Here is a 16,261-nt window from a genome sequence, read left to right on the forward strand (position 1 = left end):
GCGCCCAGCGCCGCCACGCCGGTCGCGCTGCGGGCGGCGGGATCGGCCAGCGCCGCGCCCACGCTGGCGCCGCCGCTCTGGATGCGCGCCGCCACCATCGGATCGAGCAGGGTCAGATGCTCGACCAATATGCTGGAGTGGAATTTCTCGCGCACCACCTGGAACGTGCCGACCGCCGCAGAACCCAGCAGGCTGCCCAGCGTCTGCGTGATGCTGAACATGACCGAGAAGCTGACCAGGTTATTCGGCGCCGCGATCACCGCGCCGAAGCCAGAGACGAACGTCGGCCCGATGAAGAAGGCGCCGCCGAAGGCCAGCAGGAACTGGCTGACATACAGGTCGGCGGGCCGGGTCAGGTTGGTGGCGTCGGAATCCATGTAGGCGCCGGCCGCCATCACCGCCAGCGAGAACATCAGCTGCAAGGGGATGCGCGCCGGCGTGATGGTCAGCGCGCTGGCCACCAGCCCGGCCACGGTGCCGATCATGACGACGATCCACAACATCTGCATCTGGTCGTTGTTCAGGCCCAGCGCCTGCAGGAAGCCCACGGTGCCGCTGGCCTCCGACTGCACCACGCGGATCAGCAGCACCGACAAGGCCAGCCGCGCGATATTGCCGTTGCTGAGCCAGCGCGTGTTGAGCAGCGGCCGCGCGCGGTTATGCTCGACCAGCAGCGCGGCGGCGATCAGCACGATGGCGCCGGCCAGACACAGGCCCAGCCAGCGCGATTCGAACCACCACACGGTGCGGCCCAGCGCCAGCACCGCCGACAGCAAGGCCACGCCGGGCGCGAACAGGCCGAAGGTGAGGAAGTCCATTTTCTCGAAAGCCTTGACGCGATCGCCCGGCGGCAGTTTCAGCACCATCACGCAGGCCAGCGACAGCAGGGCCAGGCCCAGCTCGAAGAAGTACAGGCCGCGCCATTCGCCGAACTCCATCAGCTCCGACGAGAACAGCCGCGCCATCGGCAGCGCCAGTTGCGAGAAACCGATGCCGAACACCACCGCCTTGAGCCGGTGCTGCGCCGGAAAGGCCTGCAAGGTGTAGTACAGGCCGAGGGTGGTCAGCGCCGCGCCGCTCATGCCGTGCGCCGCGCGCACCGCGATGGCCGAGGCCAGGCCGTGCACGAACAAGTGGGCCACGGTGGCCAGCGCGTACAGCACCAGGAATAGTTCGGTAAACAGACGCAGGCCGTACTGCTGGCGGAACTTCACCAGCAGCAGGTTCATCGACACATTGGCCATCACGTAGGCGGCCGGCAGCCACTGGATCTCGGCCGAGTACACGCCCAGCGAGCCTTGCAGGTAAGGCAGGTTGACCGACACCAGCGCGTTGCCCAGGCCGCCGGTGACGGCGACGATAAAGCCGATCACCAGAAAGGCCAGCCGGCGCTCGGCCGTGTGCAGCGGCGTCGAAGGCGACCCCGGCAAAGTGGGACGCTCGTGCGGAAGCCATACCTGTGGGGCGTACACGTCCATGTTCAGTAGATCCTGGTGCTATTTTTCGGGCGTAGAATGCACAATGACGAGCATATCACTATGCCCGTCATTGTTGACTATATTACAGCCCCGGCAAAAGGGATAGCCCTACAGGACCACCGCCTCCGTCTCCCGCTGGAAGTTGCGGTGGCCGGCCAGCGCATGCTTGAACTGCGCCAGCGCCGCATCGAGGCCAGCGGCGTCCGCGCGCCACAGGGCCAGGTCCGGCGCGCCGTTTTCCAGCGTGGCCGGCAGGCCCGCCTTCAACAGCAGCTCGACGCCCGCGCCCACCGCCAGGATAGGCTTGCAGTGGCGGTACTGCTGGCGCACGAAGTCGAGCGCGTCGGCGTCGCGCATCAGCATGGCCGCGCTGGCGGCGCCGTCGGCCACGATCAGCGCATCGTACAGCACCGGCGGGCCGGCTTCGATGGAGATCTCGACATCGAGCTTGCCGCCGTCGGCCGCAGCCAGTTGCCCCAGCTGCGGCGCGACGATGCGCGGCACCGCGCCGGCCGCCAGCAGGTCGGCGTACAGCGCCTTGACGCTGGCCCCCTCCACGCCATGACCCGCCAGGATGGCGATGCGGCGCGTGGCGATGCCGGTCGCTCCCGGCCGCGCCAGCAGCGACAGCGCCGGCGAAGGATTGTAGTGCGGCGGCTCGGCGTCGGTGGCCAGCGGCATCGGCGCCGGCACCTCCAGCCCCAGGCCCTGCGCCACGCCCTCGGCCAGGATGGGGTCGACATTGGCCAGCATGGCCAGCAGCCGCACGCGGATCGCCTGCGTCTGCACGCGGCTCAGTTCAAAGCGGTAGGCGTTGACGATGTGCGCCTGCTCGGCCGGACTCTGGCTGATCCAGAACAGGCGCGCCTGCGAGTAGTGGTCGGCGAACAGTTCCGGCTTGCCGCGCACCTTGTCCTCCGGCGGCTGCGGCCTGGCGCTGGCGGCCGTGGTGAAGCCGGCCATGCCGGCCTGGAACGGACAGCCGCCGCCGAGCGAATTGGGCTCGTAGGCCACGCGGCCGCGCGCGATGGCCTGGCGGTGCATGCCGTCGCGCTGGTGGTTGTGCACCGGCGCCAGCGAGGCGTTGACCGGAATCTCGTGGAAGTTGGCGCCGCCCAGGCGGCTGATCTGCGTGTCCAGGTAGGAGTGGATACGCCCTTGCAGCAGCGGGTCGTTGCTGAAGTCGATGCCGGGCACCACATGCGCAGTGCAGAAGGCCACCTGCTCGGTCTCGGCGAAGAAGTTGTCGGGATTGCGGTTCAGCGTCATCTTGCCGACCACGCGCACCGGCACCAGCTCCTCCGGCACCAGCTTGGTGGCGTCGAGCACGTCGAACGGGAATTGTTCGGCCTCTTCCTCGGTGAAGATCTGCAGGCCCAGTTCCCATTCCGGGTAGGCGCCCGCTTCGATCGCTTCCCACAGGTCGCGGCGGTGGAAGTCGGCGTCGGCGCCGCAGATCTTGGCCGCTTCGTCCCACATCAGCGAGTGGGTGCCTGCCACCGGATTCCAGTGGAACTTGCAAAACACCAACGCGCCTTCGGCGTTCACCAGCCGGAAGGTGTGCACGCCGAAGCCCTGCATGGTGCGGTAGCTGCGCGGGATCGCGCGGTCCGACAAATGCCACATCAGCATGTGCGCCGTTTCCGGCATCAGCGTGACGAAGTCCCAGAAGGTATCGTGCGCGCTGGCCGCCTGCGGCATGCCGTTGTGCGGCTCCGGCTTGACGGCATGGACCAGGTCCGGGAATTTCATCGCGTCCTGGATGAAGAACACCGGGATGTTGTTGCCGACCAGGTCCCAGTTGCCTTCGTCGGTGTAGAACTTGACGGCGAAGCCGCGCACGTCGCGCACGGTGTCGGCCGAGCCGCGCTCGCCGGCCACGGTGGAAAAACGCACGAACACCGGCGTGCGTTTGCCCGCCGCTGCGAACGGCGCGGCGCGCGTGACGCCGCTCAAGTCCTCGTAGCTTTCGAAGTAGCCGTGGGCCGCCGAGCCGCGCGCGTGCACCACCCGTTCGGGGATGCGTTCGTGGTCGAAGTGCGTAAGCTTCTCGCGCAGGATGAAGTCTTCCATCGCGGTGGGGCCGCGCAGGCCGACCTTGAGCGAATTCTGGTTGTCGGCGACCGGCACGCCCTGGTTGGTGGTCAGGCGCTGATCGCCGCCGTCGACCCGGACCCGGTCCAGCGAGGCGTTGAGCGGATTGACGCCGTGCGGCGGCGCGCCGCCGCCGGTCTTGGCGGACGGCGTGGTCTCGCCTGCGGTGCTGGCGGTGGCGACTGCATGCGGCGCCGGGCAGCTCTGGCCGGCCTGCGGCGCGCGCGCGGCGTCGCCGTGTTCATTGGGTTTGTTGGCGTTGAACGCCATGCCGGCGGCCAGCTGCTGGCCGCCCTTGACCTTGTCGAGCAAGGCTTGCTGCTGCGGGGAATCGTTTCCCAGCTGATCCGGCGGCGGCGCCGAAGAAGGCCCCGCCACCGTACTCAAAACCGAACCGGCCCCCATGACGGCGGCCGGCGCTTTCTTGGAATTTCCCATAGATGTACTCCGATCAGCGGCGCCCGGACCGGCCGCCGCTGATCCCGGCAGCTGCACCGGCCGGACAGCCTGGCGTTATTTAGTGCCGCGCGAGCTCAGCAGCTTGGACAGGCCGTAGCCGGCGGCGGCGGCCAGGAGGATGGAAATGGCAGGGTTGGCGCGCACGCGGCCACGGCCGGATTCGGCCAACGCCTTGTAGCTCTCGCCGACCTGCTTGCTGCGCGCGATCAGGCGGCCGGAGGCGCTTTCCATCGTGTCGGCGACTTTGTTGACGCCATCGGCCACCTTGTCGATGCCGTTGTGGGCGCTGTTGGCCAGGCGGTCGGTGGTGGGCGGAACTTTATCGGCGACCTTGTCGATGGCCGCGTGCGCATCGGCGCGCAGGTTGTTGCCGATTTGGGTGACGCCGTCGCGGGCGGCGTTGATTTTGCTGTCGATGCTGTTTTCCATGATGCTTTCCTTTTTCGGGTGAATGTTGGAACTGCAAGGGACACGATAGGCGCAACACAGCGGCTTGACCGTGCGCAAACGAACAGAAAGGCAATCGGTCCGCTATGTGAACTGGCACACGGACGACGACGCCTGAAGGGAGCATGCTGGCAGATACACTCAGTTCAGGAGGGCCGCATGTTCCCCATCTCATCCACAGCGCAGAGCGCGCTCGGCGGCGTCACTCCTGCGGCCGAGACCGCCGCCGTGGCAGGCGAACAGGCCGGTCAGGTGGCCGCCGCCGGCTCGGCCACCGATGCGCCGGCCGCGTCCGTCACCGTAGACTTGTCGCCGGTGGCCAACTTCCTGCTGACGGTGTCGCAGTCCCGGGAACAGCTGGCTCAACTGCAAACAGCCATCGTCCAAAACGCCGCGCCGGCCGACAGCGCGACGACCTTGAACAACGCCACGCAAAATGTGGTGAACGCCTTCAACCAGCTGCCCCCGGCCGGTTTAAACCAAACCCAGCCGCAAGAACCGTCGCTGCTCGACAACCTGGTGCAAAGCCTGCAACAGCCGGCGACGGCGCAGAACCTGTCGCCGATCGGCCTCAGCTTGCAGACGTCCCGGGGCCTGGCGCTCGACAATGGCGTGTTGCAGGCGGCCTTCGACAGCAATCAGCAGGCGACCACCCAGACGCTGCAAACCACGCTGGACAGTTTCAACGAGCTGGCGACCAACTTTGTCCAGCAACTGAGCAGCGCCGCACTGCAAGCCAGCCGGCTGCTGAACGACCCGCTGCGCGCCAATCCGGCGCTGGCCGCCGCCATCGCCGCCTACCATATCAACGACACCGAGCTCGCCGGCGCCCACGGCCCGGCCACGCAAACGGCGACCGGCGCGATACCGCGTGTACCGGCGGTGGAACCGGCTGCCCGCACACGCACCCTGGACAACGCGCCATAACCCGGGGTCAGGTCCCCCATTACAGCATGAGCCCGGTTAATACAACCGGGTTCATGCTGTAATGGGGGACCTGACCCCGAAGCATGTAATAATCGGCTGATAGCCACTGCTCAATTGCCGATGAAACGATTGCCGATACCGGGTATCCTGCTCGCCGCCGTGCTGTCCTGCCTTCCGCCTGCGCATGCAGCAGCGGCCGCGGCGGCCGCGGCGGCCGCACCGGCGCTGCCGGTGGTGCCGCTGCTGATCGGCGATACGCTCGACGAACAAGGCAAGCCGCGCCCCATGCCGGAGGTCAAGCGCAAGGTGCTCGATGCGGTGGCGCAGGAACTGGGCGTCACATTCGAGCCGCACACCTATCCGTGGGCGCGCGCCGAACGCTACGCCATCGACGGCGTCGGCCTGGTGTACGGCCTGCCGAAAACCGCCGATCGCCTGCGCGCGCTGCGCTACTCCGACACCGCCAGCCACAACAGCCTGTGGCTGGTCACCCGCAGCGACGCCACCTTCCCCTTCAATCGTCTCGAAGACCTGCGCGGCAAGACCGTCGGCACGGTGCGCGGCTACAGCTACGGCCTGGAATTCGACACGGCGCGCGGCAAGCTGTTCCGTACCGACGAAGACATTTCCTCGCGCGGCACCCGCCTCACGCGCCTGATGCTCAAGCGCGTGGACGTGGTGCTGCTGTTCCAGCCCGACGGCCTGACCGCGAAAGACCTCGAGGACAGCATCCGCGCCTTCATGGCGCCGCGCCTGCCGGCCATCGGCGCCGCCGCCAACGCCGGCTTCAGCGTGCTGCCCAAGCCCCTGGCCACCGACAGCGGCCAGTTCTTCGCCATCGCCCGCGCCAAGGACGACGGCATCATCGACCGCATCAACGCGGCGCTGGCGCGCATCCGCAAGCGCGAGGAGGACGCCAGGCGCCAGCGCGCACCGAATTAAATTTTGAGCACCGGCCCTTTGAAAGGCGATGTCGTGCAAAACAGGCCAATCGAAAGCCCAAGTCACACGATAATATTTTGCGTTTTTGGCGATAATCTTGCCATCACCTCACAACACAACATCAGGAGATCGCATGAAATTGAAGCATATTGCAGCCACCCTCGCCTTGCTGGGCGCAGCCGGCGCCCAGGCGCAGGACACCGTGGTCAAGATCGGCCACAGCGGCCCGCTGTCCGGCGCCCAGGCGTTTTCGGGCAAGGACAACGAGAACGGCGCGCGCCTGGCGGTCGAGGAACTGAACGCCAAGCCGATCACCGTGGCCGGCAAGAAGCTCAAATTCGAACTGCAATCGGAAGACGACCAGGGCGATCCGAAAGCCGGCGTGGCCGCGGCCCAGAAGCTGATCGACCAGGGCGTCAAGTACGTGGTCGGCCCGTACAACTCGGGCGTGGCCATTCCCGCTTCGCGCGCCTACAACGACGCCGGCGTGTTGATCGCCACCGTCGCCACCAATCCCAAGATCACCCAGCAGGGCTACAAGGGCCTGTTCCGCGTGAACGCCAGCGACTCCCAGCTGGGCACCAAGATGGCGCTGTACGCGGCCAATGAACTCAAGCTCAAGACCGTGGCCGTGATCGACGACCGCACCGCCTTCGGCCAGGGCGTGGCCGAAGAATTCAAGAAGCAGGCCAAGGCCGCCGGCATGACCGTGGCCGGCCACGAGTTCACCACCGACAAGGCGTTCGACTTCACCTCCATCCTGACCAAGCTGAAAACCAAGAAGGTCGAAGCGATCTTCTTCGGCGGCTATGCGCCGCAGGGCGCACCGATGGCGCGCCAGATGAAACAGCTGGGCATCAACGCCAAGCTGCTGGGCGGCGACACCATCTGCACCGCGGAGATGGGCAAGCTGGGCGGCGACGCCGTCGGCGAAAACGTCCTGTGCTCGCAGGGCGGCGCCATCCTCGACAAGTTTGCCAGCGGTCCGGCCTTCAAGGCCAGGTACAAGGCGCGCTTCAAGCAGGACCCTGACGTCTACGCGGCGGCCTACTACGATGCGGCCATGATGTACGCGCAGACCATGCTGAAGGTGAACTCGACCGATCCGCAAAAAGTTGGGGCAGCCATCAGCGCCGGTTCGTACAAGGGCGTGGCGGGCACCTACTCGTTCGACGAGCGCGGCGACATGAAGCAGTCGCCGGTCACCATCTTCAACTTCAAGGGCGGCCAGCCGGTTCCGCTGACCACCTACTGATTCGTCATTCCCGCGTAGGCGGGAATCCATACTTCGCCGGACAGGACACTCGGCATGGGTTCCCGCCTGCGCGGGAACGACGGCTAGGCGGCGGGCGCCAACGATGCGGTGGCGCTTTCCAAGATAGCCAGCGCCTGTTCCATGTCGAAATCGCCGACCGCCTGTTCCAGCTTGCGGTAGTGCTGGGGGAAGGCGGCGGCCAGCAGCGCGCCATGTTCCACCAGCAGCCGTTCGGAGCGGGCGTCATCGTCCGCCAGCAGCGCACCCAGTTCGCGCACCACGGCGTCGCGCTGTTCCGGATCGACTTCCACCTTCTCCAGTTCCGCTTCCGCCGGCAGGCATGCGACGATCGCCGCCACCTGCCCGGCCAGCACGGATTCAAGCTGCGCCAGCTGCGGCGCCAGGCGCGCCGACAGCGCGGCGGCGCTGGCCTCCCCCACCGCCGCCGGCGACAGCGCATGTTCGGCTTCGCCAGCCAGCACCTGCAAGGCGCTGGCGCCGATATTCCCAGCCAATCCCTTGAGCGTGTGCGCCCCGCGTTCGGCGCCGGCGCGGTCGCCGGCCGCGACCAGCGCGGACACCTGCTGCACGGCGCCAGCCTGGTTGGCGACGAAGCCGCGCAACATGGCCAGGTAGCGCGGCCGCTTGCCCAGCACGCGGCGCAGGCCGGCCACCATGTCGAGGCCTGGAATCTCGTGCGGGAAGTCGTCTTCCGGCGCGGCTTGCAGTTCGGGGCTCAGTTCGTGCCGCGGCTCGGCGTCTTGGCCGTGGCCGTGGCCATTGCCGTTGACGGCATCGTGCGCAGGCAGCGCATGGCGCGGCGGTATCCAGCGCAGCAGCGCGCGCCACAGGTCGTCCGGTTCGATCGGCTTGATCACAAAGTCCACCATGCCCGCCTGCGTGCACAGGTCGCGGTCGGCCTGCATGGCGTTGGCCGTCATCGCCACCACCGGCAAGCCGTCCAGCTGCGGCAAGGCGCGCAATGCACGGGTGGCTTCGACGCCATCCATCTCCGGCATCTGCATGTCCATCAGCACGATGTCGTACTGGTCGCGCTGCGCCATCGCCACCGCCTCGACACCGTTGTTGGCAATGTCCACCACCAGGCCCGCATCGGCCAGCAGCTCCGACGCCACCTGCTGGTTCAGCTCATTGTCCTCGGCCAGCAGCACGCGCGCGCCGCGCAGGGTGGCCAGCGCCGCCAGCGTGCTGACCGGCGCCGGACGCGCCAGCGCGCTGTCGTCCACTTCGCCGCCCAGCAGGCGGATCAGGGTATTGAGCAGCACCGACGCGTTGACCGGCTTGATCAGCACATCGTCGATGCCGGCGGCGTGCGCCTGCTGCTGCACTTCCTCGCGTCCATAGGCCGTGACCATCATCAGGCGCGGCGTCTGCTGCAAGCCCAGCGCCTTGATGGCGGCGGCGGTCTCGATGCCGCTCATGCCCGGCATCTGCCAGTCCAGCAGCACCACGGCCAGCGGCTCGCCGGCCGCGGCGGCATCGCGCACGATGGCCAGCGCTTCGGCGCCGGACGCCGCCACCTGCACATTGAAGCGCATGCCGCGCAGCAGTTCGGCGATCACGCTGCGGGCGCTGTCGTTGTCGTCCACCACCAGCAGGCGGCTGCCACGCAGGTCCGGCGACGGCAGCAGCGAGACCCGTGCGTTGTGGCCGATCTCCAGATGGGCGGTGAACCAGAACGTCGCCCCCTGGCCCAATTCGCTCTCGACGCCAACCTCGCCGCCCATCAACTGCGCCAGTTTCTTCGAGATCGCCAGGCCCAGGCCGGTGCCACCGTACTTGCGGGTGGTGGAAGCATCGGCCTGCTGGAAGCTCTGGAACAGCTGGCGCATCTGCTCTTCGCTCAAGCCGATGCCGGTGTCGCGCACGGCGAAGTGCAGCAGCACGCGCTGCTCGTCGTGGCTGCGCACGCGCACCGTCACCGCCACCTCGCCCTGCTCGGTGAACTTGACGGCGTTGTTGGCGTAGTTAATCAGGATCTGGCCAAGCCGCAGCGCGTCGCCCACCAACGCGGTCGGCACGTCGGGGGCGACGTCGAACACCAGCTCCAGCCCCTTGGCGTTGACCTTGTCGCCGATCAGCGTGGCCAGGTTTTCCAGCAGCTGGTCAAGCTCGAACGGCTGGTTCTCCACTTGCAGCTTGTCGGCCTCGATCTTGGAGAAGTCCAGGATGTCGTTGATGATGCCCAGCAGGTGCTGGCCGGCGCGCTGGATCTTCTGCACGTAGTCGTGCTGGCGCGGCGTCAGGCCGGTCTTCAGCGCCAGGTGGCTCATGCCGATGATGGCGTTCATCGGCGTGCGGATCTCATGGCTCATATTCGCCAGGAACAGCGACTTGCTGCGCGTCGCATCTTCGGCGGTCTGCTTGGCGGCGCTCAGCGTCTGCGCCGCCGTGTGCTCGGCTGTCACATCGGCCAGGTAGCCGTTCCACACTTCCTCGTCCGCCTGCTGGTGCACGCAGGTGCAGTGGATGTCGACCCAGCGCGCCGCCACCATGCCCTGCGCGCCGAACTCCAGGCGGCGGTGGACCGACCAATGCTGGCGGGCGCTGTCGGCGATCTGCGCCAGCAGGCCCGCGCGGCCGTCGGGGTCGAGCAGCGCGAACAGCATGGCGCCGTCCTCCAGCACATCGCTGGCCTGCAGGCCGGTGATGGCGGTGATGGCGGGACTCATGAAGCGGAAGCGCGGCTGGCCCGCCGCGTCCATCTGGAACTGGTACACCGCCACCGGCAGGTTGTTGGTGATCTCGCGCATGCGGCGCTCGTTCTCGAAACGCAGGCGGCGCGCGCTTTCGGCGGCGCGGGTGCGCCCCGTCACCACCATGGCGCACAGCCAGACGGCGCCGATGCAGGCGGCGGCCAGCATCATCTGGTTCCACAGCGGCAGCCACTCGCCCTTGTCCTGCGCGATCACCACGCGCCAGGCGCCGCCATCGTCCGGCCAGTTCAAGTCGGTGCCGGCCAGCGCGTGGGTCAGGCCCTGGATGCTGGCCTGCTTGCCGACCGGTTCAAACGGCAATTGCAGCGGACCGGTACCGGCGAACAGCTCGCCGAACTGCTTTTCCTTTTCCAATTGGGCCAGGCGCGCCGGCGCGATCTTCCGGGACTGCATGAACAGCCACTCGTTGCGGTTGGTGGCGAACACCACGCCGTCCGGCGACAGCAGCAGCACCGGATCCTTGCTGCGCGCGAGGATGCGGTCGATTTCGGAGGCCGGCATCTTGATGGTGTAGACGCCGGCGATGGGCGTGTCGCGCGAATTGCCGCTGTAGACCGGCGCCGCGAAATACAGTCCGCGCTCATGCGAATTGCTGCCGATGGCGGCATAGACATTGGCCTCGCCGGCCAGCGCGCGGCGGACGTAGGGACGATAGCGCAGGCTGCGGCCAACGCCGATGGCCTTGCCCTCTTTGTTGAGATAAGCGACGGTCGTGCCTTCGCCGTTCAGCACAAACACGGTGTCGGCGCTGTACTGATCGAGGACGGCGGCGAAGTCCACGTGCAGGCGATAGGCGTCGAAGGCCAGCTCGCCGGACAGCAGCAGCTTGACGCTGTCCTCCACCAGTCCCATGAGAATGGCGCCGCCCATCACGCGGCCGTCGGTGGAATCGATCTGGATCTGGCGTGCGATATCGTCCGCAGTGGCTTTCAAGTCGCGGCTGTGCTGCTGGAACACCACCTGGCGCTGGATCAGCACCGCGCCGCCGGCCAGCAGCAGCGCCAAGGTGGCCCAGCGCATGGTCTGGCGGCCCGGCAGGCCGCGCTGGCGCAGTTGCCCCCATGCCGCGCGCCATGTGCGCAGGGGCGGCTTGGGCGACAGCGGCGCCGGTGGCAGGGGTACTCCGTCTGAAGATCCGTTCATGTCGCCTTGCGATGCATAAGGATTTGTCAATGGATTATAGCGGAAAAGTGTCGCTCCAACGCTTCCCCGGCGGCCGATTATGTGCTTTACTTGGCTAGCCAAAATACCAAGGTCCCCGAATGCAGCGCATGCCCTTCCGCCCCGTCCTACGCCTGCTGCTGTGCGGCGCGCTGGCCTGCCTGCACGCCGCGCCCTTGCAGGCGGCGCCGCGCCCGCTGGCCTTCACCGCCGTCGATTCGCTGGGCGCCGACAGCCGCGCCATCCTCACCATCCTGCAGGACCGCCAGGGCTTCGTCTGGATCGGCACCATCGAGGGCGGCTTGTTCCGCCACGACGGCCATAAGCAGGTGCGCTACATGAACGACCCGTCCGACCCGCATAGCCTGCCGGGCGGCCGCGTCACCGCGCTGTACGAGGACGAAACCGGCAAGCTGTGGATAGGCACCGACGAAGGCCTGGCGCGCTTCGACCCGGTGACCAACAACTTCACCCGCTACGTGCCGACCGGTGGTCCGAACAATGCCCGCATCGTGCGCCGCATCATCGCCGACAACAAGGGCGGCATGTGGGTGGCGACATGGGGCGGCCTGCACCGCTTCGACCCGCGCAAGGGCAGCTTCGTCATCTACCGCCACGACGACGCCAAGCCGGACAGCCTGCTCTACAACGACGTCAACGCGGTCGCCGTCGACAACCTGGGCGGCGTGTGGGCCGCCACCTGGCCCGGCGGCCTGGATTACATGGCGCCCGGCGCCACCGGCTTCCAGCACTTCCGCGTCGACGACCCGGAGCATCCCAACCCCAAGGCCAACGACGTGCGCGCGCTGTACTTCGACAGCGCCGCCACGCTGTGGATAGGTTCGGCCGACGGCCTGGTGACATGGAAGGCCGGCCAGCCCTGGGACAAGCGCGAAGCGCTGTCCGTGCCGGCCAAGCGCGTGACCGACATCGACGAAGACCGCGCCGGCGACCTGTGGATCAGCACCCGCACCAGCGGCCTGCTGCGCTGGGACCGCGAGCTGCGCCAGTTCCAGAGCTACCGCCACCGCGCCGAGGACGCGCATAGCCTCAACAGCGACGCCATCAACACCACCATGCGCGACCGCAGCGGCACCTTGTGGGTAGGCTCGCTGACCGATGGCGTCAGCCGCGCCAACCTTGGCTATCACGGCTTCGAGCGTTTCGTCCCGCGCGACATCGATCCCGACTTCGTCAAGTCCAGCAATTTCGTGCGCAGCGTCGGCGCCGCCGCCAACAACCAGCTGTGGCTCGCGCTGGACGACGGCCTGGCGCTGTTCGACCCGGCCAAGCGCGAGATGGTGCGCACCTGGAGCGCCACGCCCAAGCGGCCGGGCGCCCTGAGCTCCAACGTCATCTACAGCACCTACCAGGCGCCGGACGGCGTGCTGTGGATCGGCACCTCGGAAGGCCTGAACCGGCTGGACACGCCGGATACGCCGTTCAAGGTGATCCACTTCGGCAGCAAGACCACGGACTTCATCAACACCATTGCGCCGGGACGCGGCGGCGTGCTGTGGCTGGGCACCGGCACCGCCATGCTGCGCTACGACCCGGCCAGCGGCGCGGTCGAGAGCTACGCCCACGACGACAAGAACCCGGACAGCCGCAGCGTCAACGGCGCCACCACGGTGGTGGAAGACAATGCCGGCCGCGTATGGAGCGGCGAGTTCTATCGTGGCGGCGGGCTCGATATGCTCGATCCGGCCACAGGAAAATTCCGCCACTTCCGGCTCGATCCGAAGAATCCCGCAAGCCTGAGCAGCGACCGTGTCAGCAGCCTGCACCTCGATGCGGACGGCAGCATGTGGGTCGGCACATCCAAGGGCTTGAACCATGTGGTGGCCGGCAAGGATGGCGCCTTCACCATCACCCGCATCCAGGAAAAAGGCGAACTGGGTACGCGCCTGATCGAAGCGATACGCTCGGATAAAAACGGCATGATCTGGGTGACCACGGCGGCGGGCCTGAGCAAGATCGATCCGGTCTCCGGCACCGTCACCGAATACTCGGTGGAGGACGGCCTGACCGAAGGCTTCTACATGGACTCCGCCGCCAACAGCGGCAACGGCTTCCTGTACTTCGGCAGCAGCAGCGGCGTCACCGCCGTCAACCCGACCATCCATAGCAGCGCCTCGCGCCCGCCGCAGCTGGCGATCACCGATATCCGCGTGTTGAATCGTTCGCTGGGCGGCAAGAACCCGCCGGAGGACGTGGTGCTGGAGGGCAGCCTGACGCAGCCCCGTTCACTGAGCCTGCCGTGGATCGCCAACACCATCTCGATCGAATTCGCCGCGCTGCATTTCGCCGAACCGCGCAGGAACGCTTATTCCTACTGGCTGGAAGGCTTCGACAAGCAACCGGTGCAGGCCGATGCCGGACATCCGGTGGCGACCTACACCAATCTGGCGCCCGGAAAGTATCACTTCCATCTGCAGGGCAGCAACAACAAGGGCGTATCCAGCCGCGACGAGATTATCCTGCCGATCACAATCACGCCGCCGGTGTGGGAAACGTGGTGGGCGCGCAGCGCGGTGGCGGCGCTGATAGTCGCGCTGCTGGTGCTGCTGTTCCGCTGGATGGTACGGCGCCTGAGCGTGCGGGCGCGCGAGCTTGAGGCGCTGCTGCTGGAGCGCACCGAGACGCTGCGGATTACGCAGCACAAGCTGGCCAACCTGTCTGCCACCGACAGCCTGACCGGCATCGCCAACCGCCGCTGCTTCGACGACCAGCTGGCGCGCGAATGGCGCCGCGCGGCGCGCGAAGGAAAGCTGATGGCGATTGGGCTGGTGGAAATCGACCAGCTGGGCGCCTACCGCGACCACTACGGCCAGCAGGCCGCCGACGACGTCTTGCGACGGGCGGCCAATGCGCTGAACGGCGCGGTGCAGCGGGCCGGCGACCTGGTGGCGCGCTACGGCGCCGATCAATTCGCCTTCCTGGCCCCAGGCACCAGCGGCGAAGAAGCGATGCTGATCGCGCGCCGCATGGAAGCGGCCATCAACGCATTGAACCTGCCGAATGTGAAAGCGCCCTCGGGCAGCATCAGCGTCAGCATCGGCGCGGCGTCGCTACCGGCGGCGCAGGACGACAATGCCGAGGACCTGGTGCTGGCGGCCGACCAGGCGCTGTACCGCGCCCGTTCCGAAGGCGGCAAGCGCAGCGTGCTGGCGCCGCAGGACAACGCGGCGCAGACGGTTTAGCGACTGCTTGATGTACCAGCTGATCCTGTGGTTTTTATTCTGCTAATCTGCATGTGACTGATCCTTTACTACGACGTGCCTGTTGAAAGAAAATTTTTGACACAAGCGTCCACGGCGAACTGCTGGAGAGTATTAAAAGGAAGCCCCGTCCATGCCAGCCATCTCAGAATCCGGCGACAGCTTGACCAGAGCTGAGGTGGAGGCTGCCCTCGCGGCCTTTCAACCGGCTGATTGGCAGCGAGCCAAGATCATTGCGTCTATCTTTTGCTCAGGATTGACCGGCATGACGGCAGACGATTTGTTGCAGGAAGCACTTTGCAAGCTGCTCGCTGGTGCACGAGTCTGGCCCCGCGACATTCACCCCTTGGTGGTGCTCAAGACGGTCATGCACAGCATTGCTAGCAACACGCGCAAACGCAACGAATTAAACCCCATCGATGCAAATGTAGTCGTGGACCCGTTTGAAATCGATGTGGACGACAAGACGCCTATCGCTCACGGAGCAATGACGGCAACGCCAGAAGATGAAATATCCGGCAAGCAGCAAATCGCCGCTCTCTATGCCTCACTTGGGGGCGATGAGGACTTAGAATTGTTGGTCGGCGAATGGGCAGACGGAATGCGAGGAACAGAAGCACGCGACGAGCTTGGATGGGATAAGAAAAAGTACGACGCGGTTCGAAAACGGTTGCTGCGAAGGCTTTCAGCGCTGGACCCTGACCGGAGAAAATCATGAAGAAAAAGGTAACTGGCGATTTCGAAAGTTTCACCAACACCTTAGTTGATGAACTGATTGCGACACCGGACGAGCATATATTAGAAGGCTGTGATCCTGCTGCGATACAGGCGAAAGGCGTGCATCTTCTTCAGGCTGCGAAAGCACAAGCTGGACGTACCCGACTTGCGCCGACCTCCGTAACGCCGGAGGAGGCCCGTCGATTTATTGCCCGGACTACGAACGATGGCAGATACACGCTAGCAGCCCGGAGCCCGGGTGATATGTCAGACGAGGAAGCACTCAAGTTATACAAGAAATTAAAATCTCTTGAGGATCCAAACGTGCGCTAACTGGACAACTGCAACTCCCAGTAGCCGACATCGATCCAGCGATCGAACTTGCGGCCGACCTGCTTGAAGTGGGCGACTTTTTCGAAGCCCAGGCTTTCGTGCAGCGCCACGCTGGCTTCGTTGGGCTGGGCGATGCCGCCTATCGCCATGTGAATTTCACGGGCGCGCAGCTCTCCCAGCAACGCCTTGTACAACGCCGATCCGATGCCCTTGCCGCCCTGCCCGAACGCCACGTAGACGCTGGTCTCGGCGGCAAAGCGGTAGGCGCTGCGGGCGCGCCACTTGGTCGCGTAGGCGTATCCCAGCACTTCGCCGTCCTGTTCATACACCAGCCATGGCAGTCCGGCGGTGACGTCGCGGATGCGGCCAGCCATGTCCTCCGGCGTGACCGCCTGCTCCTCGAAGCTGATGGTGGTGGTGGCGATGTAGTGGTTGTAGATGGCGACGATGGCTGCGGCATCGTCTGGCGTAACAGGTCTGATCATCGGA

The 16,261-nt window shown here is 66.3% G+C and carries 11 protein-coding genes; 6 read left to right on the forward strand and 5 right to left on the reverse strand.

The window, feature by feature from the left end; translation table 11 throughout:
* The 3 genes from V6M89_RS22015 to V6M89_RS22025 form a co-directional block, all read right to left on the reverse strand.
* The coding region (locus tag V6M89_RS22015; protein WP_332855185.1) for an MFS transporter at positions 1–1,478 on the reverse strand (1,478 nt) is incomplete at its 3' end.
* 108 nt (positions 1,479–1,586) lie between these two features.
* Positions 1,587–4,010, reverse strand: a complete 2,424-nt coding sequence (locus V6M89_RS22020) for a catalase (protein ID WP_332855186.1) — start codon at positions 4,008–4,010, stop codon at positions 1,587–1,589.
* A gap of 75 nt (positions 4,011–4,085) precedes the next feature.
* The gene (locus tag V6M89_RS22025) at positions 4,086–4,460 is read right to left on the reverse strand and encodes a hypothetical protein (protein ID WP_332855187.1); all 375 of its coding nucleotides are present in this window, start codon (positions 4,458–4,460) and stop codon (positions 4,086–4,088) included.
* A 177-nt stretch (positions 4,461–4,637) separates the two neighbouring features.
* On the opposite strand from V6M89_RS22025, the gene V6M89_RS22030 reads away from it, so the two are divergent.
* The 3 genes from V6M89_RS22030 (at position 4,638) to V6M89_RS22040 (ending at position 7,602) form a co-directional block, all read left to right on the forward strand.
* The gene (locus V6M89_RS22030) at positions 4,638–5,405 is read left to right on the forward strand and encodes a hypothetical protein (RefSeq protein ID WP_332855188.1); all 768 of its coding nucleotides are present in this window, start codon (positions 4,638–4,640) and stop codon (positions 5,403–5,405) included.
* 120 nt (positions 5,406–5,525) lie between these two features.
* Positions 5,526–6,347, forward strand: a complete 822-nt coding sequence (locus V6M89_RS22035) for a substrate-binding periplasmic protein (RefSeq protein WP_332855189.1) — start codon at positions 5,526–5,528, stop codon at positions 6,345–6,347.
* A 133-nt stretch (positions 6,348–6,480) separates the two neighbouring features.
* Positions 6,481–7,602 carry a branched-chain amino acid ABC transporter substrate-binding protein gene (locus tag V6M89_RS22040; RefSeq protein ID WP_332855190.1) on the forward strand — a complete coding sequence of 374 codons (1,122 nt, stop codon included), beginning with the start codon at positions 6,481–6,483 and terminating at the stop codon, positions 7,600–7,602.
* An 83-nt stretch (positions 7,603–7,685) separates the two neighbouring features.
* On the opposite strand, the gene V6M89_RS22045 is transcribed toward V6M89_RS22040, so the two are convergent.
* Entirely contained in the window at positions 7,686–11,483 is a 3,798-nt protein-coding gene (locus tag V6M89_RS22045) for a response regulator (RefSeq protein WP_332855191.1), read from the reverse strand.
* Between the two features lie 128 nt (positions 11,484–11,611).
* Here V6M89_RS22045 and V6M89_RS22050 point away from each other — a divergent pair, with 128 nt between their 5' ends.
* The 3 genes from V6M89_RS22050 to V6M89_RS22060 all read left to right on the forward strand — a co-directional run bounded on the left by V6M89_RS22050 (position 11,612) and on the right by V6M89_RS22060 (position 15,772).
* Complete coding sequence (locus V6M89_RS22050; RefSeq protein WP_332855192.1) at positions 11,612–14,704, forward strand: ligand-binding sensor domain-containing diguanylate cyclase; 3,093 nt, start codon at positions 11,612–11,614, stop codon at positions 14,702–14,704.
* 151 nt (positions 14,705–14,855) lie between these two features.
* Positions 14,856–15,440, forward strand: coding sequence for a hypothetical protein (locus tag V6M89_RS22055; protein ID WP_332855193.1), 585 nt, complete (start codon positions 14,856–14,858; stop codon positions 15,438–15,440).
* Positions 15,437–15,772, forward strand: coding sequence for a hypothetical protein (locus V6M89_RS22060; RefSeq protein ID WP_332855194.1), 336 nt, complete (start codon positions 15,437–15,439; stop codon positions 15,770–15,772). Before V6M89_RS22055 ends, V6M89_RS22060 begins: the two co-directional genes overlap by 4 nt.
* Here V6M89_RS22060 and V6M89_RS22065 read toward each other — a convergent pair.
* On the reverse strand, positions 15,769–16,257 hold the full coding sequence (locus tag V6M89_RS22065; protein WP_332855195.1) for an arsinothricin resistance N-acetyltransferase ArsN1 family B: 489 nt from the start codon (positions 16,255–16,257) through the stop codon (positions 15,769–15,771). The two genes, V6M89_RS22060 and V6M89_RS22065, sit on opposite strands and share 4 nt — an antisense overlap.
* Positions 16,258–16,261: the final 4 nt, after the last annotated feature.

Origin of the sequence: Duganella sp. S19_KUP01_CR8, assembly GCF_036688705.1 — a bacterium.
Lineage (GTDB): Bacteria > Pseudomonadota > Gammaproteobacteria > Burkholderiales > Burkholderiaceae_D > Rugamonas.